The 24,895-nt window shown below is 62.1% G+C and carries 24 protein-coding genes; 14 read left to right on the top strand and 10 right to left on the bottom strand.

Translation table 11 applies throughout. From position 1 onward, the window contains the following. Nucleotides 1–30 precede the first annotated feature (30 nt). Both leuB and ACR0IR_RS15440 read right to left on the bottom strand, forming a co-directional pair. Complete coding sequence (leuB, locus tag ACR0IR_RS15445; protein ID WP_480779138.1) at nucleotides 31–1,134, bottom strand: 3-isopropylmalate dehydrogenase; 1,104 nt, start codon at nucleotides 1,132–1,134, stop codon at nucleotides 31–33. A 143-nt stretch (nucleotides 1,135–1,277) separates the two neighbouring features. Continuing rightward, entirely contained in the window at nucleotides 1,278–2,171 is an 894-nt protein-coding gene (locus tag ACR0IR_RS15440) for a LysR family transcriptional regulator (protein WP_480779137.1), read from the bottom strand. A 96-nt stretch (nucleotides 2,172–2,267) separates the two neighbouring features. Between ACR0IR_RS15440 and ACR0IR_RS15435 the strand changes: the two genes are divergently transcribed. Further along, the gene (locus ACR0IR_RS15435) at nucleotides 2,268–3,179 is read left to right on the top strand and encodes a Rossmann-fold NAD(P)-binding domain-containing protein (protein WP_170365649.1); all 912 of its coding nucleotides are present in this window, start codon (nucleotides 2,268–2,270) and stop codon (nucleotides 3,177–3,179) included. Here ACR0IR_RS15435 and ACR0IR_RS15430 read toward each other — a convergent pair. The 5 genes from ACR0IR_RS15430 to leuC all read right to left on the bottom strand — a co-directional run bounded on the left by ACR0IR_RS15430 (nucleotide 3,174) and on the right by leuC (nucleotide 8,025). Continuing rightward, entirely contained in the window at nucleotides 3,174–4,220 is a 1,047-nt protein-coding gene (locus ACR0IR_RS15430; RefSeq protein WP_170365647.1) for an endonuclease/exonuclease/phosphatase family protein, read from the bottom strand. The genes ACR0IR_RS15435 and ACR0IR_RS15430 overlap by 6 nt on opposite strands. Beyond that, entirely contained in the window at nucleotides 4,217–5,047 is an 831-nt protein-coding gene (locus tag ACR0IR_RS15425; protein WP_093963685.1) for a hypothetical protein, read from the bottom strand. Before ACR0IR_RS15425 ends, ACR0IR_RS15430 begins: the two co-directional genes overlap by 4 nt. A gap of 332 nt (nucleotides 5,048–5,379) precedes the next feature. Further along, the gene (gene leuD / locus ACR0IR_RS15420; RefSeq protein WP_170343177.1) at nucleotides 5,380–5,985 is read right to left on the bottom strand and encodes a 3-isopropylmalate dehydratase small subunit; all 606 of its coding nucleotides are present in this window, start codon (nucleotides 5,983–5,985) and stop codon (nucleotides 5,380–5,382) included. 43 nt (nucleotides 5,986–6,028) lie between these two features. Further along, nucleotides 6,029–6,583 carry an HdeD family acid-resistance protein gene (locus ACR0IR_RS15415; protein WP_093963682.1) on the bottom strand — a complete coding sequence of 185 codons (555 nt, stop codon included), beginning with the start codon at nucleotides 6,581–6,583 and terminating at the stop codon, nucleotides 6,029–6,031. A 38-nt stretch (nucleotides 6,584–6,621) separates the two neighbouring features. Further along, nucleotides 6,622–8,025 (bottom strand): 3-isopropylmalate dehydratase large subunit, encoded by a 1,404-nt coding sequence (gene leuC / locus ACR0IR_RS15410; protein ID WP_170365645.1) that lies wholly within the window; start codon nucleotides 8,023–8,025, stop codon nucleotides 6,622–6,624. A 266-nt stretch (nucleotides 8,026–8,291) separates the two neighbouring features. Here leuC and ACR0IR_RS15405 point away from each other — a divergent pair, with 266 nt between their 5' ends. The 4 genes from ACR0IR_RS15405 to ACR0IR_RS15390 all read left to right on the top strand — a co-directional run bounded on the left by ACR0IR_RS15405 (nucleotide 8,292) and on the right by ACR0IR_RS15390 (nucleotide 11,183). Beyond that, nucleotides 8,292–9,653: a mechanosensitive ion channel family protein gene (locus ACR0IR_RS15405; protein WP_170343174.1), complete on the top strand. Its 1,362-nt coding sequence runs from the start codon at nucleotides 8,292–8,294 to the stop codon at nucleotides 9,651–9,653. 164 nt (nucleotides 9,654–9,817) lie between these two features. Continuing rightward, nucleotides 9,818–10,177 (top strand): ribosome silencing factor, encoded by a 360-nt coding sequence (gene rsfS / locus ACR0IR_RS15400; protein ID WP_093963679.1) that lies wholly within the window; start codon nucleotides 9,818–9,820, stop codon nucleotides 10,175–10,177. Nucleotides 10,178–10,221: 44 nt separating this feature from the next. Continuing rightward, nucleotides 10,222–10,692, top strand: coding sequence for a 23S rRNA (pseudouridine(1915)-N(3))-methyltransferase RlmH (gene rlmH, locus ACR0IR_RS15395; RefSeq protein ID WP_170365643.1), 471 nt, complete (start codon nucleotides 10,222–10,224; stop codon nucleotides 10,690–10,692). Between the two features lie 5 nt (nucleotides 10,693–10,697). Continuing rightward, nucleotides 10,698–11,183: a flavodoxin family protein gene (locus ACR0IR_RS15390; protein ID WP_170365641.1), complete on the top strand. Its 486-nt coding sequence runs from the start codon at nucleotides 10,698–10,700 to the stop codon at nucleotides 11,181–11,183. A gap of 3 nt (nucleotides 11,184–11,186) precedes the next feature. Here ACR0IR_RS15390 and ACR0IR_RS15385 read toward each other — a convergent pair whose 3' ends face one another. Together ACR0IR_RS15385 and ACR0IR_RS15380 are read right to left on the bottom strand one after the other, a co-directional pair. Then, complete coding sequence (locus ACR0IR_RS15385) at nucleotides 11,187–11,534, bottom strand: hypothetical protein (protein ID WP_170365640.1); 348 nt, start codon at nucleotides 11,532–11,534, stop codon at nucleotides 11,187–11,189. Between the two features lie 35 nt (nucleotides 11,535–11,569). Continuing rightward, entirely contained in the window at nucleotides 11,570–12,280 is a 711-nt protein-coding gene (locus ACR0IR_RS15380) for a DUF599 domain-containing protein (RefSeq protein ID WP_170365638.1), read from the bottom strand. Nucleotides 12,281–12,361: 81 nt separating this feature from the next. Here ACR0IR_RS15380 and ACR0IR_RS15375 point away from each other — a divergent pair, with 81 nt between their 5' ends. From ACR0IR_RS15375 to ACR0IR_RS15350, 6 genes are all read left to right on the top strand, one after another. Then, on the top strand, nucleotides 12,362–13,810 hold the full coding sequence (locus ACR0IR_RS15375; RefSeq protein WP_170365636.1) for an FAD-linked oxidase C-terminal domain-containing protein: 1,449 nt from the start codon (nucleotides 12,362–12,364) through the stop codon (nucleotides 13,808–13,810). A 25-nt stretch (nucleotides 13,811–13,835) separates the two neighbouring features. Then, nucleotides 13,836–14,936 carry an FAD-binding protein gene (locus tag ACR0IR_RS15370; protein ID WP_170365634.1) on the top strand — a complete coding sequence of 367 codons (1,101 nt, stop codon included), beginning with the start codon at nucleotides 13,836–13,838 and terminating at the stop codon, nucleotides 14,934–14,936. Between the two features lie 4 nt (nucleotides 14,937–14,940). Beyond that, nucleotides 14,941–16,263: a glycolate oxidase subunit GlcF gene (gene glcF / locus ACR0IR_RS15365; RefSeq protein ID WP_170365632.1), complete on the top strand. Its 1,323-nt coding sequence runs from the start codon at nucleotides 14,941–14,943 to the stop codon at nucleotides 16,261–16,263. Between the two features lie 119 nt (nucleotides 16,264–16,382). Further along, a complete protein-coding gene (locus ACR0IR_RS15360; protein WP_342355391.1) occupies nucleotides 16,383–17,174 on the top strand; it encodes a trypsin-like serine peptidase in 792 nt (263 codons plus the stop codon). Beyond that, nucleotides 17,171–17,989, top strand: a complete 819-nt coding sequence (locus ACR0IR_RS15355) for a trypsin-like serine peptidase (RefSeq protein ID WP_170365630.1) — start codon at nucleotides 17,171–17,173, stop codon at nucleotides 17,987–17,989. Before ACR0IR_RS15360 ends, ACR0IR_RS15355 begins: the two co-directional genes overlap by 4 nt. A gap of 124 nt (nucleotides 17,990–18,113) precedes the next feature. Further along, nucleotides 18,114–18,581 (top strand): Hsp20 family protein, encoded by a 468-nt coding sequence (locus ACR0IR_RS15350; protein WP_170342492.1) that lies wholly within the window; start codon nucleotides 18,114–18,116, stop codon nucleotides 18,579–18,581. Nucleotides 18,582–18,723: 142 nt separating this feature from the next. On the opposite strand, the gene ACR0IR_RS15345 is transcribed toward ACR0IR_RS15350, so the two are convergent. Continuing rightward, a complete protein-coding gene (locus ACR0IR_RS15345) occupies nucleotides 18,724–20,199 on the bottom strand; it encodes an NAD-dependent succinate-semialdehyde dehydrogenase (RefSeq protein ID WP_170342490.1) in 1,476 nt (491 codons plus the stop codon). 289 nt (nucleotides 20,200–20,488) lie between these two features. On the opposite strand from ACR0IR_RS15345, the gene ACR0IR_RS15340 reads away from it, so the two are divergent. The 3 genes from ACR0IR_RS15340 to ACR0IR_RS15330 all read left to right on the top strand — a co-directional run bounded on the left by ACR0IR_RS15340 (nucleotide 20,489) and on the right by ACR0IR_RS15330 (nucleotide 24,891). Next, nucleotides 20,489–21,568, top strand: a complete 1,080-nt coding sequence (locus tag ACR0IR_RS15340; RefSeq protein WP_170365628.1) for a coiled-coil domain-containing protein — start codon at nucleotides 20,489–20,491, stop codon at nucleotides 21,566–21,568. Nucleotides 21,569–21,819: 251 nt separating this feature from the next. Continuing rightward, the gene (locus ACR0IR_RS15335) at nucleotides 21,820–22,938 is read left to right on the top strand and encodes a hypothetical protein (protein ID WP_170365627.1); all 1,119 of its coding nucleotides are present in this window, start codon (nucleotides 21,820–21,822) and stop codon (nucleotides 22,936–22,938) included. Between the two features lie 21 nt (nucleotides 22,939–22,959). After that, entirely contained in the window at nucleotides 22,960–24,891 is a 1,932-nt protein-coding gene (locus ACR0IR_RS15330) for an AAA family ATPase (protein ID WP_170365625.1), read from the top strand. Nucleotides 24,892–24,895: the final 4 nt, after the last annotated feature.

Here is a 24,895-nt window from a genome sequence, read left to right as displayed (position 1 = left end):
GGCGGCGCTGGGCGCCGCCCGGATCGGTCGTTACAGGCTTTCGTCCAGCGTGGCGACGATCGCATCGCCCATTTCGCTGGTCGAAACCGGCTGAACGCCTTCTTCGGCCAGCAGATCAGCCGTGCGGACACCATCGGCCAGAACCTTTTCGACCGCGGCTTCCAGACGATCGGCCTCGGCGCCTTGGTCAAAGCTGTAGCGCAGCGCCATCGCAAAGCTGAGGATACAGGCGATCGGGTTGGCCTTGCCCTGACCGGCGATGTCGGGGGCCGAGCCGTGGACGGGTTCATACAGCGCCTTGGGTCGGCCATTGGCCATCGGCGCGCCCAGCGAGGCCGAGGGCAGCATGCCCAGCGAGCCGGTCAGCATCGCCGCGCAGTCCGACAGGATATCGCCGAACAGGTTGTCGGTCAGGATCACGTCGAACTGCTTGGGTGCGCGCACCAGCTGCATGGCGCCGTTGTCGGCATACATGTGGCTCAGCTCGACCTCGGGATAGTCCTGGCCCACGCGGGTCACCACCTCGCGCCACAGGATGCCCGATTCCATTACGTTGGCCTTTTCCATCGAGCACAGCTTCTTGTTGCGGCGCATCGCCAGTTCAAAGGCCGAGCGCGCGGCGCGTTCGATCTCAGATTCGGTGTAGCGCTGGGTGTTGATGCCCACGCGCTCGTTGCCTTCCTCGAAGATACCGCGCGGCTCGCCGAAATAGACGCCCGAGGTCAGTTCGCGCACGATCATGATATCGAGGCCGGCAACCACGTCCTTTTTGAGCGACGAGAAATCGGCCAGCGCGTCAAAGCACTGGGCCGGGCGCAGGTTCGAGTACAGGTCCATCTCCTTGCGCAGGCGCAGCAGGCCGCGCTCGGGTTTCACGCTGAAATCCAGATCGTCGTATTTCGGGCCGCCCACGGCGCCCAGCAGAACCGCGTCGACCTCTTGCGCCTTGGCCATCGTCTCGTCCGACAGGGGCTTGCCGTGCACGTCATAGGCGGCACCGCCGACCAGATCCTCGCTCACGTCGAATTCAAGGCCGCGCTTGGCGCCGAACCAGCCGATAATCTTGCGCACTTCGGCCATGACTTCGGGGCCAATTCCGTCTCCGGGCAGGATGAGGAGCGAGGGGTTGGACATGAACGGTCTCCTTGCGTTTTTCAGCATCGGGCCTAGCGTTTGCGGTGCATCTGGTCAATGAGGCGTTCTAGTCAAAATGCGCGGATTCAGGGCCGTACAGCGCGAAAAACGCCGCTGAACATGCGCCGGGCACCCGATTTGGGTTACAAGCTGGCTTTCAGCCCTTCTGCAAGCAGGTCCCAGACCCGGCGAATGCGCGGTGTCTGCCGCATGGCCTGCGGCGCAGCCAGCCAGACCGGCAGGACTGGTATGTCCACATCCAACGGCAGAATTTCGACCGCAGGATCAGCCTTGGCCACTTGAACCTGGCTGAAACCGATGCCGCAACCCGCGCGGATCAACTCCCAATAGGCGCTTTGAAGATCGCAACGGGTGGCAAAGTCTTTCTTGCTGGCAGGCCAACCCTTGGCCTGCATTTTCGAGATGATCAGGTCGTTAGAGTCGAAACCCACCAGGTGATGCTGAAACAACTCTTCGGGGGTGGTTGGCCGACCGGCGCGGTCCAGATACGACCGGGCTGCGCAGAAACACAACGGTACGTCGCCCAGATGCCGGGTCACGATATCGACCTGCTCGGGGCGATACATGCGAACTGCGATATCAGCTTCGCGGAACAGCAGGTTTTCGCTGGTGTCGGTGGCGACCAGTTCCAGCTGGATTGAAGGTTCTTGCCTGCGGATGTCCGCCAGAATGGACGGCAGGATATGGTGCGATGCGAAGACCGAGGCGGTGATGCGGACCGTACCGCCCAGCTGTTGCGACTGCCCGGCGGCGGCCAGGCTCAGCTGGCGCATGGCCGTGTGCATCTGTTGCGCCATCGGCAGCAATTGCTGGCCGGCTGCGCTGAGCTTGAGGCCTCGCGCATGGCGATCGAACAGCGACACGCCCAAATCCGTCTCGAGCGCCTGCACCTGGCGACCAAGCGTCGGCTGACTGCGCCCCAGTTCCCGCGCAGCCGCCGACAACGATCCCGTTTCCGCAACTGCCAGAAAGCTCTGCACCAAAGACCAATCAGAAAGTGCCAAGGTTTTATCCATGCGCAGATGAATACATGCTCTGCGTTTTTCGGCAATTCCCAAAGGTGAGTGAATGGATATCTTTTGTTCAACCGCCAGGGCTGACAGGAGGTTGTGATGACGGGAAAGGTGCTGATCCTGGGATCTTCGGGGCGTTTTGGCCGCAATGCCGCAGACGCGTTTCAAACGGCCGGATGGACGGTGCGGGGATTTGACCGCGCGAGGGATGATCTGTCCACCGCAGCCCGGGGTGCGGATGTCATCGTGAATGGCTGGAACCCGCCATACACCGAGTGGGCGCGGCAGGTGCCGGATTTGCACGCTCAGGTCATCGGTGCGGCGAAGGCAACCGGGGCGACCGTGATCGTGCCCGGTAACGTTTATGTTTTTGGGGCCGACACGCCCGGGCCGTGGGCGGCAGATACGCCGCATCTTGCAACCAACCCTCTGGGCCAGATTCGGATCCGTATGGAGGAGGCCTATCGGTCGTCGGGCGTGCGCACCGTGAACCTGCGCGCCGGGGATTTCCTTGACACGCAAGCCTCCGGCAATTGGTTCGACCAGATCATGATCAAGCCCCTGGCCAAAGGGCGTTTCGTCTATCCCGGTGACCCTGACATTGCCCATGCCTGGGCCTACCTGCCGGATCTGGCCCGCGCTGCGGTTCAGTTGGCCGAGATGCGGCATGACTTGCCGCGCTATTGCGACATTCCTTTTGCCGGATACACGTTGACCGGCCGCCAATTGGCACAGGCCTTGTCGGAAGTGACCAGGGCTCCGGTGCGCCTGAAGCAGATGAACTGGTGGCCAATTGTTCTGGCCCAGCCGTTCTGGAAACTGGCCCCGCATCTGCTTGAGATGCGCTATCTGTGGGACACGCCGCACCGCTTGGATGGCTCGTTCTTCGACTCGTTGATCAGCGATTTCGCATCCACGCCGCTGCAAGAGGCATTGAAAACCGCTGTGTCTGACCTGTCGCATGATAGCCCGCGAACCACAGACGTGGATCGAGTTCAGGGCCTGTCATAGGCCCGGCGGCATGTCAGGGTGTGACAAGTCAACCCAAATCAGGCGATGTCGGCTGGCCTTGCTGGCCGCGGCAAGGGGCGCGTCTTTGGCGTCAGTCCAGTGGATGCCGGCGTTTTCAACCACCCAGTCGACCGATGGCAGCAGATAGTCAACACGCCGTTCACCCACCGCCTTCCAGACCACCGTTACAGCCGAGCCTGCGCCATCCACGGGTCGCGGATCCTGCAGGCTGGGGTGCTGTAACAGATCGCGGATGGCTTCATTGCGCCCCTCGCCCAGGTTCGGGTCAAGATTGGCGTCACCGGCAATGATGAAACGACTTTTCGGGGCTGGACCCAGCCCGCCGTCAAGCAACACCGACCACAGCCGGATCTCGTCGCGATTGCGCAATCCGTTGCGATCCTCGGGCCCGTCAAAGACAGGAGGGGTGGCGTGAAAGGTCATCAGGTTCAGGCGGCCTTGAGGCGTCTCCACCGGAACGATCCAATGGGCGGTCGACGACAGGCGCTGAACAGCGTGGGCCTGTTCGGACGGGAAAGGCAACCCGCCACGGGTGGGTAGCGTCGCGCCGGGCAGATCCTTCCACAGCAGCGCCGAGAGGTCACGAACCTCATCCTTTGCGATCGGATAACGGGACAGCACGGCCAGCCCGCCATTTCCGGTGAAACGGCCCCATCCCTGGGCGTCCCCGGATCCGCCCCGTTCCCCGTCCCCGTCCAGATCAAGCGACGTCATCAGCCCCGAGTTGGGCTGGCCAGCGAAGAGATGCGGGTAATCCAGCCCTGCCGCGCGCAACCGATCAGCCAGAGCGGACAGGGCCAGGTTGTCATGGTCCCAGTCGATGCCTTGCAGGGCCAGGACATCGGGGGCAGCGGCGGTCAGAACGTCGATCACCGCCTGCACCTGGGGATCATCACGCCGAATATCACGCAGCAGCAGGCCTGGACCTTTCCGCCCTAGCTCAGCATTGAAGCTGGCAACGCGCACTGGCTCTGCCTGCGCCGCAAACGGCAGCAACAGCAGAACAAGAATACGGATCATGCGGTTTGGGTCGTCTCGGCGGTCGAGTAGGCGCGGCGTTTTTCCACGATCAGCCCGGCAATGCGCAGGGTTGCCATCCCGCGCATGATCATGCTGGCCGGCAAGAAGGCCCACGCGCTCATGGTCCAGATCAACGTCTGCGGATTGGACAACGACAGCGGATCAATGAAATCCGTGAGCAGCTTGATCAGGGCCGGAATCAGGAAAGGCAGCAGAACGCCGACCGAGATGTTCAACCGACCGTCGCGCTGCAGGCGAGTCACCACGTCTCCGCCCTTGGTGGGGTCGAACAGGGGCAGGTTGGTCCAGACATTGAACGCCCCGTTGCCGGTGGGCCATCCACGCAGTTTGACCGCATAGGCGAAGCTGGCGATCGTGACCAAAGCGGCCACATAGGCGACACTTGCCGTTATGCGTACCAACTCGACCAAGGGTTGGCTCGCGTCAGCAGGCAGCATCAACACCACCAGGCGGACAGGCGAATAGGGGAAGTCGACGACATTCGCGACGGCCAGGCCGACCGAATACACGGTACTGGTCAGTTCCGTCGGCGCATAGGCGTTCTTGCAGATCAAGGTCAGGAACGAGATCATCGACATCAGGCCGACAAAGCGCAGTCTGTTCACAGGCGGCGCATCGCGGAATTCGATAAAGCTGGGAAAGGCCGAGTTGTATTCGGCGAAGGTCAGGATGAATGCCAGGATTGCCAGAAAGACAACGATCTCGGTCCCGTTGGACGTTGATGCGGGCAGATACAATGCGGGTGTCAGCACAAGAAGTGCCACCAACAATCCCCGTATCGCAGCCCCTGTTGTGCGAGCAATCACTATCCGAACCCTTTCCAAACCGGACCAGTCGATTCTTTGCCGACTTGGTTCCAACTTGATGCCCGCCAATCTCGATATTTGGCGGATGCCCCTTTAGCGCCATCATTGGCGATAAGCGGCATTTCGCTCAAGCCGAGGTGCAGAAAACACGTGATTTCGGGCAAAAAGATGGCGAAACTGGTGCGGCTTTGCATCATTCACGTCGCAAATTCGACGTGTAATGGAAATGGTTCTCTACATGTTGTGGTTGCTTTGACTTTAACCCCAAGAATGCGAACGGGGCCGCCTTGGCGACCCCGTCTGGTTGAGTATCCACAGGTTCACCCCCAGAATCACACCCAGGGGCGCGCCTGTCCGGCATGGGATTCGAACGTGTCGATGTGGTGATCTTTTTCCATCGTCAGGCCGATATCGTCCAGACCGTTCAGCAGGCAATGCTTGCGGTGCGGGTCGATATCAAACTCGATCACGACGCCGTCCGAGGTGACGATCTGCTGATCTTCCAGATGCACGGTCATACGTGCGTTCTCGCCCTTGTGGGCATCCTCCATCAGAATGACGTGGTGGTGTTCTTCGACGACGATGGGCAGGATGCCGTTCTTGAAGCAGTTGTTGAAGAAGATGTCGGCGAAGCTGGTCGAGATGACCACCTTGATACCAAAATCCTTGATCGCCCAGGGCGCGTGTTCCCGAGATGAGCCGCACCCGAAGTTGTCGCCAGCCACCAGAATCTCGGCGTTGCGATAAGCGGGCTTGTTCAAGACGAACTCTTCGTTCTCGCGTCCGTCATCGTGATAGCGCATCTCGTCGAACAGGACGACGCCGAGGCCGGACCGTTTGATCGTTTTCAGATGCACCTTGGGAATGATCATATCGGTGTCGATATTGATCAGGGGCATGGGGGCTGCCACACCGTGGACTTTTTCAAACTTTTCCATGTTCACACTCCTGCGGGAGAGGTCAGGCCCCATGCCCCGCGTTTCAAGCTTGTTGAGCTTCTGTAGTTTCGTCTTTGGGCGCGTTCTTGACGAAGAACGCCATGAAGACCAACCCGAACCCGTTGAACAGCATCTCGATGCCCAGCAGGATACCCAGAAGGCTCAGCAAAGCGGCAGGTTCGCTGCTTGCATAAGACCAGATGATGCCTGCCAGGATGATCGACAAGATGCCCGAGATCAGGGTTGGCCAGAAAAACGACGTGCCTCGCATCTGAAACGAGAGAATGATCCGTGCGATCCCGCCTGCCATGAACAGGATAAGCACCACCGTTGCCAGCGTCAGAGTGCCCGCCAGCGGATGGTCCAGAAACGACCAGCCCAAGAACAGCATGACCGCACCCATGATGAAGGCAAGGATCTTGTTGCCGGTTCCTTCGACGGTGAAACCGCCGACAACCTGCAGAACGCCGGATACCAGCAAAAGGACGCCGGTGACCACGGTCACTGCTACGGATGCCACGACTGGTGCGCCCAGCACGAAGATGCCGAACACTATCGATAGAAGCCCCATCAGAAGCCATTTGACCCATTCACTCATTTCAGTCTCTCCCTCAAATATCTAGATATGAGGGGAGCTTACATCAATTCGCGCACATCTGTCAGCTTTCCCGTGATTGCCGCAGCGGCAGCCATCGCGGGGCTCAGCAGATGGGTGCGTCCGCCGCGGCCCTGACGGCCCTCGAAATTGCGATTCGAGGTGGCGGCGCAACGCTCGCCCGGGGTCAGCTGGTCGGGGTTCATCGCCAGGCACATCGAACAACCCGCAAGGCGCCATTCGAACCCGGCCTGCTTGAAGATCTCGGCAATGCCTTCCTCTTCGGCCTGCGCGCGCACGAGGCCCGAGCCGGGCACGACCATGGCGCGGATGCCGTCCTTGATCTTCTTGCCCTTCAGGATCTCGGCGGCGGCGCGCAGGTCCTCGATCCGGCCGTTGGTGCAGGAGCCGATGAAGACCGTGTCGATCTCGATGTCGCTCAGTTTCTGGCCCGGCTTGAGCCCCATGTATTCGATAGAACGGCGCGCGGCCTCGACCTTGCCACCCTCGAAATCTTCGGGGTTGGGCACGGTCGCGGTGATCGGCAGAACGTCTTCGGGGCTGGTGCCCCAGGTGACAACGGGGGCGATGTCCTCGCCGCGGATGGTAACGACCTTGTCCCAATGGGCGTCGTCATCGGAATAGAGCGTCTTCCACCAGGTCAGAGCGGTCTCCCACTGCGCGCCCTTGGGAGCGTGCGGGCGGCCTTTGACGTATTCAAAAGTCTTTTCGTCCGGCGCGATCAGGCCGGCGCGGGCGCCGCCCTCGATGGCCATGTTGCAGACGGTCATGCGGCCTTCCATCGACAGGTCGCGGATCGCTTCGCCGCAATATTCGATCACATAGCCGGTGCCGCCGGCGGTGCCAGTTTCGCCGATCACGGCCAGGGTGATGTCCTTGGCGGTCACGCCCGGCTGCAGCTTGCCGGTGATCTCGACCTTCATGTTCTTGGACTTTTTCTGGATCAGCGTCTGGGTGGCCAGAACATGCTCGACCTCGGACGTGCCGATGCCGTGGGCCAGCGCGCCGAAAGCGCCGTGGGTGGCGGTGTGGCTGTCGCCGCAGACCACGGTCATGCCCGGCAGGGTCCAGCCCTGTTCGGGGCCGACGATGTGGACGATGCCCTGACGGATATCATTTACCGGGTAGTAGTGAATGCCGAATTCGCGGGCGTTTTTGTCCAGCGCTTCGACCTGAATGCGCGACTCGGGGTTTTCGATCCCGTTCACGCGGTCGGGCGTGGTGGGCACGTTGTGGTCCGGCACGGCGATGGTCTTTTCCGGCGCGCGCACCTTGCGGCCTGCCATGCGCAGGCCTTCGAACGCCTGCGGGCTGGTGACTTCGTGCACCAGGTGGCGGTCGATATAAAGCAGGCAGGTGCCATCGTCGGCTTCGTGCACGACATGGGCATCCCAGATCTTGTCATAGAGTGTTTTGGGGGACATCGGTCCTCTCCCGTCTGTATTGAGAAATGCTGGCGAGTGGCTGGGCGCCGATTATAGGCGGGCCAGAACCGTGCGGGCGGCCCCGAAGAACCGTTCACGCAGGCGCGCGCGGTCTTGCAGGTTGGGAGCAGGGGCCTGATGGAATCTCATGCGATCCAGATATATCGCGCCCCCTCGTCAATCAAGGCTCAATCCGCGTCCCGCGACAGGTCGGTGGGCCTTGCAAGCCGCCACATTGCTGTTCAATCTGGCGGCAGGAGACGCGCATGGACAATGATTTGATCCCAAGTTCGATTTCAGAGCTGTTCGACAACATGGCCGAGGCCTTTCTGTTGCAGCTTGGGAACCTGGTCGAGCTGATCGTGACTCCGGGGTGGCGGCAGTATCAGATCGCCATCATCCTGGGGCTGGTGGCGCTGTCCTTCCTTTTGACTCTGCTGACAAAAGGCCGGTGGGAAGCCTGGGCGCGGGCGCGCAGCGGATGGCCCAAATGGCGGTTGCGGGTTCTGGTTCAGCTGATGCAGCGGATGACGCTGGTCTACTTTGTCGTGCTGGCCTGGGGCGTTTATCTGGTGATGCAGCAGGTCACCTGGCCATCGCGCAGTTACATCATCGGTGTTCTGGCAACGCTGGCAACCGCGTGGCTGGCGATCGCGCTGATTTCGCGACTGGTCCGCAACCGGACGATTCGGCGCATCTTCCGCTGGTCGATGTGGATCTACGCCACGCTGGTCGCGCTGAGTCTGACCGATGACGTCGCCGAGTTTCTGGACGGCGTGGCGATTTCGATCGGCAGCCTTCACATCTCGGCATTGGGGATTCTCAAGGCCATTCTGCTGATCGGCACGTTGTTGGTGCTGGCGCGGCTTGGTACCCGGGCGGCTGAACGCGGGCTGAAAAGCAATGACGACATCTCGCCCTCGATGCAGGTGCTGCTGGCCAAGGGGATCCAGGTCGCGTTTTACGGGCTGGTCTTTCTGGTCGGGATCCGGACGCTGGGATTCGACCTGACCGGGATCGCGCTGTTGTCCGGTGCGGTTGGCGTCGGTATCGGCTTCGGCCTGCAGAAGGTCGTGTCGAACCTGATCTCGGGGATCATCATCCTGATGGACCGGTCGATCAAGCCGGGCGACGTGATCTCGCTGGGCGACACGTTCGGTTGGATCAACGCGCTGGGCGCCCGCTACGTCTCGGTCGTCACCCGCGACGGGCGCGAATACCTGATCCCGAACGAGGATCTGATTACCGGGCAGGTGGTGAACTGGTCCCATTCCGACGAGTTCGTCCGCCTAGATCTGACCTTCGGCACCAGCTACGGCGACGACCCGCACAAGGTGCGCGAGACCGCCGTGCGAACGGTGAAATCAGTCAAACGCGTTCTGAGCGGCGGCAAGCACGAACCGGTCTGCCATATCACCGGGTTCGGAGACAGCAGCGTCGATTACGTGCTGCGGTTCTGGATCCGGGACCCGACGGCCGGCCTGACCAACATCCGCGGCAATGTCTATCTGGCGCTGTGGGATGCATTCCAGGCCGAGGGCATCTCGATCCCCTTCCCGCAGCGCGAAGTGCGCCTGCTGGGGCAGGGTGCCACCGACACCGCTGTGCCACATCTGGACACGGATTGATCAACCCCGTGCCATCAACGGTTGCCGTTCATTGAAATGTTGCAATTGCCTTGCTACCTTAATAGTACCCCGGCGCCGGGGCTACACGGCGCTTTAGCAAGGAGGACCATGTCCTGTCTCTACACACACAGGCGGGTTTGCCCGCCGATGAAGGGGCCGCTGTGATGGCCCGCTCTCAGTCAATCAGCGACAAGCTGCTTGAACGCATCCTTTCCTCACTTTCCGATGACAAGGCCGAAGATGTTGTGCAGATCAACCTGCAGGGCAAGTCTTCGGTGGCCGACTACATGGTCATCGCTTCGGGCCGGTCGACGCGTCAGGTGTCGGCGATGGCGGAAAAGCTGACGGATCGCATCAAGCAGGAATTCGGTTTCACCTCGAAGGTCGAAGGCAAGGATGCCGGCGACTGGGTGCTGATCGATACGGGCGATGTGATCGTCCATATCTTCCGCCCCGAAGTGCGCGAATTCTACCAGCTGGAAAAGATGTGGCTGCCTCAGGGCGGCAGCGCCTCGGCCAACTGAGGCGCCATCCCGGCTCGTATTGAAGGGCCGGCGGCGAGAGCGACATGCGTATCAGCATTTGTGCGGTCGGGCGATTGCGTGCCGGACCGGAGAAGACCCTGCTTGACGACTATCTGACCCGTTTCAACCGGACCGGCCGCGGCCTGGGCCTGGGGCCTTCGCGCGTGATCGAGGTCGAGGACAAGAAAAACGCCGGTATGGGCGCCGAGGCCGGCTTGCTGCGCAAGGCGCTGCCCAATGGGGCGGTAATTTGCACATTGGACGAGCGGGGAAAGGTGATGTCCTCCCCCGATTTTGCGCGGAAGCTGGCCGGGTGGCGTGACATGGGCCGGCAGGATCTGGCCTTTGTCATCGGCGGCGCCGACGGGATCGACCCGGCGCTGCGGGCCGAGGCCGATTTTTCAATTTCTTTCGGCGCGATGGTCTGGCCGCATATGCTGGTCCGGGTGATGCTGTCGGAACAACTCTATCGCGCCGCGACGATCCTGTCGGGCGGCCCGTATCATCGGGCCTGACCGCTGTGGCCCGTCTGCTGATCGTCTACCATTCACGCACCGGCGGCAGCCGGCAGATGGCCGAGGCGGCCGCTCAGGCGGCCAGCGCCGAGGCCGAGGTCAGCTTGAAACCCGCCGACGAGGCGGGACCCGACGATTTGCTGGCGGCCGACGGATACATCTTTTGCGCGCCCGAGAACCTTGCGGCGCTGTCAGGCGTCATGAAAGACTTCTTCGATCGCTGCTATTACCCGGTTCTGGGCCGGATCGAGGGGCGGCCCTATGCGCAGATGATCTGCGCCGGGTCCGACGGTCAGAACGCGGCGCGGCAACTGGCACGCATCGCCACCGGTTGGCGCCTAAAAGAGGTGCAGCCGCCCCTCATCGTCTGCACCCATGCCCAGACGCCTGAGGCGATATTGGCGGAAAAGACTATCCCCGAGGATGAACTGGTCAAATGCCGCGAGATCGGCGCGGCGCTGGGCGCTGGGCTGTCGCTGGGCGTGTTCTGACGATCAGTCCAGCGTCACAAGGGTGGTGTCCGCGTTCCAGCCATCGACACTGCACCGGGCCTGCACCTGAACCTGACTCGCGCCTTCGGGGATCGCGACCCCGCCCAGGGATCGGGTAAAGGGCTGCTCGGTCTCGTGCGGGTGATGCAGCACCCGCATCCCCAGCTCGGTTCCGTCCATCGCCAGAACTCGCCAGCCATCGGCATAGTGGTCCCACCCGGTATCGGGGTGGCGGATGGTCACGTCGAATCGCCAGGTCTCGCCCGTGCGCGTCGCGGTGACATTTTCGACCGTCGGCGGGTCGGCGAGGGCCGGGACGGCCAGAAACAGGCAGGGGATCAGGTGTCGCATTTCGCCAGTCTAGGGTCTGATCGGGCGGGGTGCGATCACGTCTGCGTGTCCGGCGGCAGGCTCAGCAGGATCGCGCGGGAATGCGAGGCAAACTCGCGCCGATAAAGAACCCCCAATGTCAAAAGCGTGCCGATGATCAAAGTGATCGGGCCCAGTATCCACGCCAGCGACGCCAGCGCGAAATAGGTGGCGCGCAGGGCACGATTGAAGCTGCGCGCGGCGGTCACGCAGATCTCGGCCGCCTGCGCTGCGCGGGGATAGGCCTGCGGATCCTCGGGCTCGTTCGGCACCGCCGCCATCAGCACCGCGCAGTAGCCGAACAACCGATGCGCCCAGACGTATTTCAGAAAGGCATTCGACAAAAACAGCAGCACGGTCAGGATCTTGACCTCCCACACCATGGCCGGCGCGCTGCCGATGGCCAGATCCTTGGCGACACCCGACAGCCGCTCGGTATTGCCCAGAAGGGCCAGCCCGCCCCCGATGGCGATCATCGTGGTCGAGGCAAAAAACGTGCTGCCCTGACGCATCGTGCCCACGACCTGGGCGTCGAACATGCGGGGCTGGCGGGTCACCATTTCGCGCATCCAGCAGCGGCGGAATTCGTCCATCATCACCGCGACCGAGCGCTTGCCCGGCGCGGGGTTCTCGATCCGCCAGCCGATCCATTGCCAGGCGATCAGCAACAGCAGGACGGCGGCGTAGTCCAGGGGCGAAAACAGCAGGGCGCGTTCGGTCAGTGTCATGGCGCGACAGTACGTCCGACGAAGGCAACTTGCCAGATGCAGAAATTGGTAATATTAATTTACCAAACCGGAGGACCCGCCATGGACATGCCACAGCCCAACCCCGACGTTCTGGCCCGCAAGGCCAGCGTGCTTGCCCGTCTGCGGCAGGTCCTGCCCGAAGATGCCATCATCGCCGACCCGGCCGAAACCCGCGCCTATGAGTGCGACGCCCTGACCGCCTACAAATGCGCGCCGATGATCGCGGTTCTGCCGTCCTCGACGCAGGAGGTCTCGGACATTCTGCGCATCTGCCATGACGAAGGCGTGCCGGTCGTGCCGCGCGGGGCCGGGACCTCGCTGGCCGGTGGGGCGCTGCCCACCGCCGATTGCGTGATCCTGGGCGTGGCCCGCATGAACGAGGTGCTTGAGGTCGACTATGACAACCGCTTCATCCGCGTGCAGACCGGCCGCACCAATCTGAGCGTCACCGGCGCGGTCGAAGAGGAGGATTTCTTCTATGCGCCCGATCCGTCGTCGCAGCTGGCCTGCGCCATTGCGGGCAATATCGCGATGAACTCGGGCGGCGCGCATTGCCTGAAATACGGGGTGACCACCAACAACCTGCTGGGCGTGACCATGGTGCTGATGGATGGCCGCGTGGTCGAGATCGGCGGCGCGCATCTGGATTCCGGCGGGCTGGATTTGCTGGGCGTGATCTGCGGCTCAGAAGGGCAACTGGGGGTCGTCACCGAGGCGACGCTGCGCATCCTGCGCAAGCCCGAGGGCGCGCGCCCGGTCCTGATGGGTTTTGATCACAATGCGGTGGCGGGCGAATGCGTCTCGGACATCATCAAATCCGGCATCCTGCCCGTGGCGATCGAGTTCATGGACCGGCTGTGCATCGAGGCCTGCGAGAACTTTGCCCATGCCGGCTATCCGAACTGCGAGGCGCTGCTGATCGTCGAGGTCGAAGGCTCGGACGCCGAGATTGACAGCCAGTTGGCCAAGATCATCGAGATCGCCAAACGCCACAACCCGGTCGAGCTGCGCGAAAGCCAGTCGGCCGAGGAAAGCGCCCGCATCTGGCTGGGCCGGAAATCGGCCTTTGGCGCGATGGGGCAGATCAACGACTATATGTGCCTGGACGGCACGATCCCGGTGTCGGCCCTGCCGGACGTGCTGCGCCGCATCGGTGAACTGAGCAAAGAGTTTGGCCTGCCCGTGGGTAACGTGTTCCACGCCGGCGACGGCAACATGCACCCGCTGATCCTGTTCGATGCGAACAAGCCCGGCGATTTGGAAAAGTGCGAGGCCTTCGGGGCCGAGATCCTGAAACTGTGCGTCGATGCCGGCGGCTGCCTGACCGGCGAGCATGGGGTGGGCATCGAAAAGCGCGACCTGATGCATCATCAATACGCGCCTCGGGACCTTGAGGCGCAGATGGCCGTCAAGGACGTGTTCGACCCGAAATGGCTGCTGAACCCCGCCAAGGTGTTTCCGCTGGACGCCAGTGCGGCCCGGCGCGTCGTGCCGATGGCGGCGGAATGAATCCCAAGACAGAACGGACCCCGCAATGAGACCTGAATCAGAGTCTGAACTGGCCGAAATCGTGGCCGGCCTGAACGATCCGGTACGCGTTGCCGGTGGCGGCACCCGTGGTGTGACCGGCCCCGACCGGATGCTGAGCACCGAGGGGCTGCGCGGTATCACCCTGTACGAGCCGGGGGCGTTGACGCTTGTGGCGCAGGCCGGAACGCCGCTGGCTGAGATCGAGGCCGCGTTGGAGGCCGAAGGCCAGCAACTGGCGTTCGAGCCGATGGACCATCGCACCTTGCTGGGGTCCTCGGGCGCGCCCACGATCGGCGGAGTCGTGGCCGCCAACGTCTCGGGGCCGCGCCGGATCCAGGCCGGGGCCTGCCGCGATTTCCTGCTGGGCGTGCGCTTTGTCGACGGGCAGGGGCAGATCATCAAGAATGGCGGGCGGGTGATGAAGAACGTCACCGGCTATGATCTGGTCAAGCTGATGGCCGGGTCCTGGGGCACGCTGGGCGTGCTGACCGAGGTGTCGCTGAAAGTGCTGCCCAAACCCGAGGCCAGCGCGACGCTGGCCGTACCCGCCAAGGACGCCGCGACTGCGGTTCGCATCCTGTCCGAGGCGCTGAAATCACCCTTTGAGGTCACCGGCGCAGCCTATGACCCGCAGCAGCGGCGCGCCTTGATCCGGATCGAGGGGTTTGCGGAATCGGTCTCGTATCGCACCGGGCGTCTGCAGGAGTTGCTGGGCCAGTTCGGCGCAGTTGATCCGGTCGAGCCATCGGACGCCCTGTGGCAGGCGATCCGCGATGCGGCCGATTTAGCCGACACGCCCGGCGATGTCTGGCGGATTTCGGTCAAACCCGGCGACGCGCCCGAAATCGCCGCGCGGGCCGAGGCCGACAGGACCCTGTTCGACTGGGGCGGCGGGTTGATCTGGGCGCTGGTGCCCGCAGGCACCGACCTGCGCGCGCGCTTCGGCGCGTTTTCCGGCCACGCCACGCTGGTGCGGGCCGGGGCCGATACCCTTGCCCGGCTGGGCCGGTTCCAGCCGGAACCGCAGGGCATTGCGGCTCTGACACAGGGGATTCGACAGAAATTCGACCCGCGCGGCATGTTCAACCCCGGGCTGATGGGATAGGGCGATGCAGACCACATTCACCGAAGACCAGTTGAAAGACCCCGGCACCCGCCGCGCGAACGAGATTTTGCGCAACTGCGTGCATTGCGGGTTCTGCACCGCAACCTGCCCAACCTATCAGGTGCTGGGCGACGAATTGGACAGCCCCCGCGGGCGCATCTACCTGATCAAGGACATGCTGGAAAACGAGCGTGTGCCGGATGAAAAGACCGTCAAGCATATCGACCGCTGCCTGTCCTGCCTGGCCTGCATGACGACCTGCCCGTCGGGCGTGCATTACATGCATCTGGTCGATCACGCGCGTGAATATATTGAAAACCGCTACAAGCGCCCCTTCTCGGACCGGGCGCTGCGGTGGGTTCTGGCACGGATCCTGCCCTATCCGATGCGGTTTCGCTGGGCGCTGATCGGGGCCAAGCTGGGGCGGCCGTTCCGCTTTCTGATGCCCGACGCGCGCCTGCGGGCGATGCTGGACATGGCGCCGAAACACATCCCGCCGGTCAGCCGCAATGACGACCCCCAAAGCTTTGCGCCCAAGGGGCAGGCGATCAAACGCGTGGCTCTGATGACAGGCTGTGCGCAAAAGGCGCTGAACACCGACATTAACGATGCCACGATCCGCCTGCTGACCCGGCTAGGCTGCGAGGTCGTTGTGGCCGAGGGCGCCGGCTGCTGCGGGGCGTTGACCCATCACATGGGCAAGACCAACGAAAGCCATGCCACCGCCGCCGCCAATATCCGCGCCTGGACCCGCGAGATGGACGGCAAGGGGCTGGATGCGATCGTCATCAATACCTCGGGCTGCGGCACCACGGTCAAGGATTACGGGCACATGTTCCGCGACGATCCACTGGCCGAGGACGCGGCGCGGGTGTCGGGCATTGCCATGGATGTCAGCGAGATCCTGATGCAGCTGGACTTGCCACAGGGTGACGACAAGGAGCTGACGGTGGCCTATCACGCGGCCTGCTCGCTGCAACATGGACAGCAGATCAAGACCTATCCCAAGAACCTGCTGAAAAAGGCGGGGTACACGGTGGTCGAACCCGCCGACAGCCATCTGTGCTGTGGCAGCGCGGGCACCTACAACCTGATGCAGCCCGAGATCTCGGCCAAGCTGAAACAGCGCAAGGTGCGTACGCTCGAGGCCAGGAACCCCGATCTGATTGCGGCCGGGAACATCGGCTGCATGATGCAGATCGGGTCGGGCACCCGACTGCCCATCGTGCATACGGTCGAGCTGTTGGATTGGGCCACGGGCGGGCCTCGGCCCCTTGCGCTGGATCGGGCCGGACAGCCTGCGGATACGGTGCCGATCCTGCGGTGATCGGGCCTGATGCGCCGACGCATCAGTCTGGTGCGGATTAGGCCCGGTCCGGCTCTGCCCTATTTTCGCCAAACGCCACGCGTAAGTAGATTGGCCGATACCTCATGCCGGAGAACCGCGTGCGCACATGGATCAGGGCGATAGCGTTATGTGTTCTGCCATTGGCAGCCACGGCGCAGGATACTGGGCTGCAAAGCCTTGAAACCTCGGATTCCGGACGCGAATGGATGGCGGTCGGACGGCTGAACATCAACGGCACCGGCTTCTGCACTGGCGCGTTGATCTCACCCACCCTTGTTCTGACCGCAGCGCATTGCCTGTTCGACCAAGCAACCCGCCAACGAATTGATCCGGGCCAAATCGAGTTTCTGGCGGGGTGGCGACACGGCCGCGCATCGGCATATCGTACGGCGCGCCAGGCGGTCATTCATCCGGAATACGAGTATGACCGCGCCGCATCCGTCAGCCGCGTGCGCCACGACGTCGCGCTGATCGAGTTGTGGCAGCCGATCCGAAATACGACCGTGATCCCGTTTGAAACCGGCTACAGGCCAACACGTGGTGAGGATGTCGGAGTGGTTTCGTACGCCCACAACCGCGCAGAAGCCCCTTCGCTGCAACAGGTCTGCTCGGTCATGGCGCAGCAATCGGGGGTGTTGGTCATGTCCTGTGACGTGGATTTGGGTGCGTCCGGCGCGCCGATCTTCTCGTTCTCAGGGGATCACCCCCGGATCGTATCGGTCGTGTCCGCGAAGGCCGAATTGGAAGGCCGGCGGGTATCGTTGGGAACAGCGCTGGAAGAGTCGCTGGAGGTGCTGCGCACCGAGCTGTCCGCCGGGAATGGTTTTGGTGCCTCCGGCAATACGCTCGAGCCGGGAAAGAACGTCGGTGCAAGGTTCGTCCGGCCATGACCTGCCGTATCGTGACATTGGCCCTGATTTTGGCCGGGATTGCTGCATCGGCGCTGGCCCAGGACAGTGGCAAGCGCCGGCTGACCGATCGGGACGACCTGTATGGTTGGGAGGCGATCGGGCGGCTGGACATCGGAGACCGCTCGTTCTGTACGGGTACGCTGATCGCGCAGGATCTTGTCCTGACCGCAGCCCATTGTGCGACGGACAAGGCCACCGGTCGGACCTACGCACCCGGCGAAGTCACCTTTCGCGCAGGCCTGAGCGATGGACATGCGCTTGCCGAAGGCACGGTCGTGCAGATCGCCGTCCTTCCCGACTATGACCCCCGGGTTGGCCTGTCACCCGAGATGGTTCGGGTTGATGTCGCCCTGATGCGACTGGATCAACCGATCCCGTATACCGTCGCCAACCCATTTGCATTGCACAGTGGCCGGGTCGCCGGGGATGAAATCAGCATCGCTTCGTACGGGCGCGGCCGGTCCGAGGCAATCACGCGCCAGCGGTCCTGCCGGATTCTGGAGCGGCGCCAAGGTCTGATCACCTTCAATTGCGATGTCACGTTCGGATCCTCCGGTTCGGCCATTCTGGCCCGAAACGGGCCGCGTTGGCAGATCCTTTCTGTGGTATCGGCGGTTGGTACCGACGGCCGTCGCAAGGTCGGGTTCGGCATGGAGCTTGAGGGGATCGTCTCGGACCTCAAGGCCATCATGCGGCGGGATGCGCCGCAGCCAAAGGCCAAGATCCGGCGGCTGCAGGTCGGCTCGGGCAAGTCCAGCTCGGGCGCGAAATTCATCAGCTCCGGCGGGTCTTGAACTCAGCCAGATCCTTTCCCATCTCATGTGTGTCGGGCAGCCAAACCGGGGTCCGACAATCGCCAACGCCCGTCCATTCGGAGGGCAAAACTCGTAAATCGCTCTGAACATGAGGATAACGAACATGCGTAGCTTTGATTTTGCACCACTACACCGTGCAACCGTCGGTTTTGACCAGATTGCCGACATCATGGATCGGGTCATGACCAGCGAAGTGTCACAACCCAGCTATCCCCCGTACAACATCGAAAAAACCGATGCCGATGCGTATCGCATTTCGATCGCAGTCGCCGGCTTTGCCGAAGATGACCTAACGATCGAAGTCAAGGAAAACGCGCTGGTCGTGGCCGGCAAGAAAGCCACCGAAGACACCAAGCGCACCTATCTGCATCGCGGCATCGCCACCCGCGCCTTCGAGCGTCGTTTTGCTCTGGCTGACCACGTCCGCGTGACCGGCGCCAGCCTGGAAAACGGCATGCTGCACATCGACCTGAAGCGCGAGGTGCCCGAAGCGCTGAAACCGCGCCGGATCGAGATCACCTCGACCAAGGCGATCGAAAAGGACGTGGTTGACGCCAAGCCCGTGAACTGAGGCTGAGACCGCCCAAGCGGCGATGATCGTCTCCTCCCTCGGTTGTCGCACAACCCCGCGTTCCTCCGGACGCGGGGTTTTTTCATGACGCTTGCAAAGAATAAGGGCGCCCAAAGGCGCCCTGGTCTCATGGTCCGTCCGATCAGACGGCCATGCAGATGTATTTCATCTCGAGATAGTCTTCCATGCCGTGGTGGCTGCCTTCACGGCCAAGGCCGGATTGCTTGACGCCACCAAACGGGCCCAGTTCCGAGCTGATGATGCCGGTGTTGATGCCGACGATGCCGTATTCCAGCGCCTCGGCCACCTTGTACACGCGGCTCAGATCCTTGGCGTAGAAATACGAGGCGAGGCCGAAGATCGTGTCATTGGCCATGGCGATGACCTCGTCCTCGTCCTCGAACTTGAACAGGGGCGCCAGCGGACCAAAGGTCTCTTCCTGCGCGACCTTCATGTCCTGGGTCACGTCGGTGATGATCGTGGGCTGGAAGAAGGTGCCGCCCAGATCGTGCGGCAGGCCTCCGGTCAGGATCGCGCCGCCATTGGCCGTGGCGTCGGCGATGTGCTCCTGCACCTTGGCGACCGCCTCGTCGCTGATGAGCGGACCGGTCGTGGTGCCATCTGACAGGCCGTCGCCGATTTTCAATGCTTCGACCGCGGCCTTGAGCTTGGCGGCAAAGGCATCATAGACACCGGCCTGCACATAGATGCGATTGGCACAGACGCAGGTCTGGCCGTTGTTGCGGAACTTGCACAGCATCGCGCCTTCGACGGCGGCATCCAGATCGGCGTCATCGAACACGATGAACGGCGCGTTGCCGCCCAGCTCCATCGAACATTTCATGACCTGGTCGGCGGCCTGGCGCAGCAGGATCCGGCCCACCTCGGTCGAGCCTGTGAAGGTCAGCTTGCGCACGCCGGGGTTCTCGCAGAACTCCTTGCCGATCTCGCTGGCTTGTGACGAAGGAACCACGTTGAACACGCCCGCCGGAACGCCGGCCTGTTCGGCCAGCAGCGCCAGCACCAGCGCCGACAGGGGCGTTTCGGTGGCCGGGCGCGCGACAAAGGCACAGCCGGCGGCCAGTGCCGGGCCCGCCTTGCGCGTGATCATCGCGTTGGGGAAGTTCCACGGCGTGATCGAGGCCGCCACCCCGATCGGCTGTTTCAGCACCATGATCCGCTTGTCGCGCTGATGGCCGGGGATGGTCTCGCCATAGACCCGCTTGGCCTCTTCGCCGAAGAATTCGATGAAGGAGGCGCCATAGGCGATCTCGCCCACCGCCTCGGCCAGGGGTTTGCCCTGTTCGGCGGTCAGGATCTTGCCCAGATCCTCGGCGTTTTCCATCATCAGGTCGAACCAGCGGCGCAGGATCGCGGCGCGCTCCTTGCCGGTCAGCTTGGCCCATTCCTTCTGTGCCGCCTCGGCCTGCGCGATGGCACCGGCCACCTGGGCGCGGCTGACATCCGCGACCTCGGCGATCACGTCGCCGCGAGCCGGGTTGGTGACGGCAAAGGTGCCGTTGTCACCATCGACCCACTGCCCGCCGATATAGGCCTTGGTGACCAGAAGGTCGGGGTTCTTCAAAAGCGATTTCAGGTCGGTCGTGGTATCCAGCATGGGTCGGCCTCCGGGCAGGGAAAGAATTTGCGCGTACCCAATCAGGTGGCGCAGAACATGTTTAGGGCCACCCGGGGGCGTCAATCAATCCAGATTTGATCAAAAAATCGATCGACGTGCGATGCAAGGGCCGGAAAGCATCAAAAGCCAGCCAGCTGTTGGTTTTGACGCCTATCTTTTTCGATAGGGTTTTGCCAAAGTTCCGGTGATTTGAGAGACCCAAGGGGATGTAAATCGTTATAACATTCCCTATCTTGTTGGGTAGATAAGAAAAAAAAGGATTGGACAGATGTCGAACCAGCAATTCGAAGCATTGATCGAGGAAACTCAGGCCAAGGTGCGCGAAAGCCAGTCGCAGATCGAAGGGCTGACCTCGCGGATCGAGGCGGCGCGCGCCAAGATCGGAACGGCCGAAGCGGATATCGACATCGAAAATGCCACGCTTGAAGACGTGCACGCCCACACCGAGGTGATGAACGCGAACATCGCCGAACTGATCATGGGGCTGGACGACGTCACCAGCGCGTTTTCCAAGGATTTCGACGAAATGCGCTCGAAGACCGGGTGGGAATCGTTCGTGGGCATCTTCTCGAAGGGTAAATCCGAGTCCATGCGCCAAGAACGCATGCGCTCAGCCAATATCGACGACAAACTGCAGGACCTGATCGCGAAGTCAGACGTGATTGTGAAGCTGCTGGAAGGACAACTGGCCGTGCTGGAAGAGCAGCGCGTGAAGGTGGAGAACAACCTGACCGTCACGCTGGGCGACCGCGAGGCGACCGTGGCTGAACTGGAAGCGCTGCGGGCCGAGATTCAGGGCATGGACCCGGCGATCATCACGCTTGAAAACAAGATCAGCGTCGAGCAGGACGCCGCCGCGCGCACCAAGCTCGAAACCGAGCTGGCTGAGCTGAACAAGCAGTACAACGCGAAGGTTCAGGAAGAGCAGGTCAAGCTGGCCAAGTCCCAGACGCTGGAACGCTATATCGAAAAAGGCAAGACCTGGGTCGATTCACTGCAGAACCAGGCGGCGACGCAGATGGTGCTGATCAACAAACTGCAGACAGACACGCAGCAGCGCGTGGTGCTGTATGACGCGCTGACCAAATCGCTGAAAACCGCGCAGCAGCAGGACGTGGCCCACCGCATCAACGAGATCGGTGTGCAGACGGATCAGGAGGCGCAAGCCGCCATGGCCGCCATCGGCACCGCGACCAACCAGAAAATGGCCGACATGCTCGAGGCGCATGAGGACCACATGGTCTTTGCCCGCGACGTGCTGGAGAAAAAGGCCAAGGCGGACGAGCGCTTTGCTCGCCGGTTCGCGTCGATTGTCGAGAAGCATGATAAGAATTTGTATGGGGGGTGAGGACGCGATCCGTTCGCCGCTAAAGATGCTAAGTTCAGCGGTGGGCGTTGCGCTCTTTGGGGCGCTTCTCATCCTGTTCGGGTACCTGACCCAATTGATTCCAGCATACCTTGGTCCCGATCTGAGATTGATGATGTTCTTCGTGCCATTGGTCTTCGCGCTCGGCTCATTTGGAGTTTCAGTCGTGTTCGCAGTCTGGGGCGCACTTTGGTTGGCATTCGAGGTAGCCCTTCTGTTGGTCGATAAGCTAAATGAGTAACCCAACCCAAGACCATGTCGGCCTGACCGACACCTTCGCCTCGCGCCGCTATTTCCGCAAATTCGAGGTGATCACCGTCCACCTCCTGCGCGTGGCCGCGACGATGGAGGCGGAGGGCGCGATCAGCAAGCAAGAGGTGCGGATTATTTCGCGTTACCTCTCGGGGTTGCTCTACACCTTCCGCGCGCTGAGCATGAAATACCTGCTGGTCGGGCGTGATACCGGGCGGTTCTTTGGCAGCCTCGCCATGGACAAGCGCGACAGCGGGTTTCCGGTGGCGGCCGAGTTGCTGACCATGGCCAATGACGCGCAGCAGGCGCAGGTACATCTGGCGAATATGCCCTCGGAAGATGACCTGAAAACCGAGATGGTGCGGACCATCATCAGCGACAGGGAAATCCCCACCAAGCTGCAATTCGCGCTGTCTCAAAGGCTCTATTACAAGGAATTGCTGAAAGGTCAGCTGTTCTGGGCCCGCAATGATCCGGAGTGCCATTGGATCGAGACCGAGGGCGAGCGTAGGAAATTCCTGATTCATTGGGCGGTCTATGACAGCCAGATCAACCTGCCGGTCATCTACCTGATGCAGTTGGAGGACAGCGGCAAAACGGCCCTGCCCAAGGACCAGCGTCGCTGGCCCGAAGTGCAGGCGCATCTGATGGCGCAGTCACTTGGTGGCTTGAAACTGGTGACCATCGCCAAAGGCTTCGACCAGGATTTCGACGACCTGCACCCCAAACATCTGCGCCGCATTCATGTGGGTCCGATGTATTCCTCGGCCTATACCGAGCAGTCCGGCCCCCTGCGGCAGGTGCTGGAAGACGCGCAAGCCCCCGAGGGGCAGGACTGGGCACTGGCCTGGACCACCGAAGAGCTGCAAAGCGAAGAGGTCATCGAAGAACGCGCCGGATGGTTCTCGACCGTCGAGCGCGAGGTCTTTGCGTTGGACCCCTTCGGCGGACAGGGGGCCGAGACCGGGGCCACACGCACCCAGCGCTCGATAATCCTTCCGCAGCGTCCGTTCCAGGTTTTAGCCGAACGCAATCCGCCGGGCTTTGCAGATGTGCGCAAATTCGTGGTCAGCAAGTCTGGGCAGGTTCTGCGATATTGATAATACAAAGGCGATTTTGAAATGAGTTTGACATCAGACCAGATGGAATTGCGCGAAGACGATATTCGCAAGCACTATCCTGCCGCCACCGCATTGTTGAACGGGTTCGAGCATGCGCCGCGTATAGCCAAACTCGCTGAGGCCGCCGTCGAACGGTCACCGGGTGTGTCGACGGGGCGGCGGTTCCGGTCGACCACGCCGGGGTTGGTAACCCGCCGCACTGCGCGGGCCGATGGGGTGCATCTGGTCGAACGGATCGAGGCCGCGGATGACGGCGACGCGCTGGTGTCCCCACAGCAGGCGACCACACAGCAGGCGATCCGCCGGGCGATTGCCATCGCTTTTGCCGTGGCCGAAACCTATGCGGACCAGACCCCGCTGGCCGATCTGAAACGCGCCAATCTGGCTGGAGATCTTGCCGCCGCGCGCAAGACCGAATTCTCGGATCTGCTGACCGCCGAAGCGTTGATCACCTTGCACACCTTCGGCAATGCGTTGGCCTATCTGATGTCCTCGCATCTGGGGGAGACCACGGTCGAAATCGGTGAAATCGAAGAGGTCCTGACAGACAACGGCCAACTCGCCCTGCACGGTGCCCTGTGGGAGCTGGATCAGGTTCTGGCCAAGCACGCGCCCGATGATGCCCATCTGATCGCGGCCACCAGTGCCTATGCAGAGCAACTGATGGAAAAAGCTGCTCTGCGCGCGCAAACGGCTGGCCATCTGGCCCCGTTCCAGAACGCCGCCTGGCATATCGAGGCCGACGATCTGACGATCCGGGGATTTGAGCCCGCGTCGAAGGCCAAATCCACCACGCTCACCATGACGTTCAAGAAACCGAACGAGGTGGTGGGCAATCATATCGCCAAGTATCAGGCCATGAAGCTAGCCAAGATGCTGATGGCTTATGATTTTGACCGCCGCCTGAATCCGTTCGCGGAGCTTGGCGGATTCATCTTTACCTTCATGGGCGACGGCAAGCCGGGCACCGGCAAGACGACCCTGATCCAGATGATGGCCGGGCTGATTAATGACTACTGCCAGAACGCGGGCTATCCATTCCGCTATCAGAACCTGAGCACCGACAATATCGACAGCTATCAGGGAAAATCCGGCCAGAATGCCAAGGCGTTCATCAACACGATCATCGACCCCTCGGTCATCGGTTTTGGCACGATCGACGATATCGATCAGCTGGCGGGCAAACGGGGCGACCGGCAGTCCAGCGCGGGCCAGCTGGAAATCACCGCCGTGCTGATGGAGAGCTTTGCTGGGGCCAACACCGTGGTGCGCGGCAACTGCACCTTTGGCATGTTCTCGAACTACCCCGAGAATGTGGACGACGCCCTGCGCCAGCGGGCGGGTGCGCGGTTCCTGGTGGACGGGCCGCAAACGCGCGAGGATTACATCGACATTCTGCACCTGCTGATGGGCCGCAACCACGACATCCCGCTGGGTGAACACGAAGCCTATGCCGCGCAGGAACTCAAGAAGGCCGTCGCCGCCAGTTTCGAAAGCCACTCGCGCCCGCATGAGGATGCTTTGCTGCAGGTCTATGAGCGTGTTTCTGATGAGATCGGCCAGTTGGACACCATCGCCAAACTGGGCACCTACCTCAAGGCGATCCAGCAGGCGGATGAGCGTTTTACCGGCCGCGCGATCAAGAACATCACCGACGCAGTGAAGGTCCGCGCGATGGATTTCGAACTGCCCGACGAATGGATGGAAAACCCCGACTTGTTCCTGTTCCGCGACTACGACACCAAGAAGGCGATGATCGAAGAACTGCGCCAGCCGATCACCGTCGAGATGGTGATCCAGGAGATCAACCGCTACGCCGACAGCGAGTTCCGATATGCCGACAAGAGCGACGAGGTCGCCATCGAAAACGCCGTCCGCGAGATGGGCCGGATGGAAGAGGCCAAGCGGCGGTATCTGGAGGGGAAGGGATAGGCTC

This window comes from Ruegeria sp. CF2 (genome assembly GCF_056537385.1).
Note: the sequence above shows the minus strand (reverse complement) of the source record. Positions and strands in the feature narration are given on the sequence as shown.

What these genes read in the sequence shown, in the direction of transcription:
- ACR0IR_RS15385 (WP_170365640.1), bottom strand. Translation starts at nt 11,534, where the DNA reads ATGCGACACCTGATCCCCTGCCTGTTTCTGGCCGTCCCGGCCCTCGCC.
- ACR0IR_RS15350 (WP_170342492.1), top strand. Translation starts at nt 18,114, where the DNA reads ATGCGTAGCTTTGATTTTGCACCACTACACCGTGCAACCGTCGGTTTT.
- ACR0IR_RS15430 (WP_170365647.1), bottom strand. Translation starts at nt 4,220, where the DNA reads ATGATCCGTATTCTTGTTCTGCTGTTGCTGCCGTTTGCGGCGCAGGCA.
- ACR0IR_RS15435 (WP_170365649.1), top strand. Translation starts at nt 2,268, where the DNA reads ATGACGGGAAAGGTGCTGATCCTGGGATCTTCGGGGCGTTTTGGCCGC.
- ACR0IR_RS15330 (WP_170365625.1), top strand. Translation starts at nt 22,960, where the DNA reads ATGAGTTTGACATCAGACCAGATGGAATTGCGCGAAGACGATATTCGC.
- ACR0IR_RS15335 (WP_170365627.1), top strand. Translation starts at nt 21,820, where the DNA reads ATGAGTAACCCAACCCAAGACCATGTCGGCCTGACCGACACCTTCGCC.
- glcF (WP_170365632.1), top strand. Translation starts at nt 14,941, where the DNA reads ATGCAGACCACATTCACCGAAGACCAGTTGAAAGACCCCGGCACCCGC.
- ACR0IR_RS15440 (WP_480779137.1), bottom strand. Translation starts at nt 2,171, where the DNA reads ATGGATAAAACCTTGGCACTTTCTGATTGGTCTTTGGTGCAGAGCTTT.
- leuC (WP_170365645.1), bottom strand. Translation starts at nt 8,025, where the DNA reads ATGTCCCCCAAAACACTCTATGACAAGATCTGGGATGCCCATGTCGTG.
- ACR0IR_RS15375 (WP_170365636.1), top strand. Translation starts at nt 12,362, where the DNA reads ATGGACATGCCACAGCCCAACCCCGACGTTCTGGCCCGCAAGGCCAGC.
- ACR0IR_RS15355 (WP_170365630.1), top strand. Translation starts at nt 17,171, where the DNA reads ATGACCTGCCGTATCGTGACATTGGCCCTGATTTTGGCCGGGATTGCT.
- rlmH (WP_170365643.1), top strand. Translation starts at nt 10,222, where the DNA reads ATGCGTATCAGCATTTGTGCGGTCGGGCGATTGCGTGCCGGACCGGAG.
- ACR0IR_RS15415 (WP_093963682.1), bottom strand. Translation starts at nt 6,583, where the DNA reads ATGAGTGAATGGGTCAAATGGCTTCTGATGGGGCTTCTATCGATAGTG.
- leuD (WP_170343177.1), bottom strand. Translation starts at nt 5,985, where the DNA reads ATGGAAAAGTTTGAAAAAGTCCACGGTGTGGCAGCCCCCATGCCCCTG.
- ACR0IR_RS15370 (WP_170365634.1), top strand. Translation starts at nt 13,836, where the DNA reads ATGAGACCTGAATCAGAGTCTGAACTGGCCGAAATCGTGGCCGGCCTG.
- ACR0IR_RS15405 (WP_170343174.1), top strand. Translation starts at nt 8,292, where the DNA reads ATGGACAATGATTTGATCCCAAGTTCGATTTCAGAGCTGTTCGACAAC.
- ACR0IR_RS15340 (WP_170365628.1), top strand. Translation starts at nt 20,489, where the DNA reads ATGTCGAACCAGCAATTCGAAGCATTGATCGAGGAAACTCAGGCCAAG.
- rsfS (WP_093963679.1), top strand. Translation starts at nt 9,818, where the DNA reads ATGGCCCGCTCTCAGTCAATCAGCGACAAGCTGCTTGAACGCATCCTT.
- ACR0IR_RS15380 (WP_170365638.1), bottom strand. Translation starts at nt 12,280, where the DNA reads ATGACACTGACCGAACGCGCCCTGCTGTTTTCGCCCCTGGACTACGCC.
- leuB (WP_480779138.1), bottom strand. Translation starts at nt 1,134, where the DNA reads ATGTCCAACCCCTCGCTCCTCATCCTGCCCGGAGACGGAATTGGCCCC.
- ACR0IR_RS15345 (WP_170342490.1), bottom strand. Translation starts at nt 20,199, where the DNA reads ATGCTGGATACCACGACCGACCTGAAATCGCTTTTGAAGAACCCCGAC.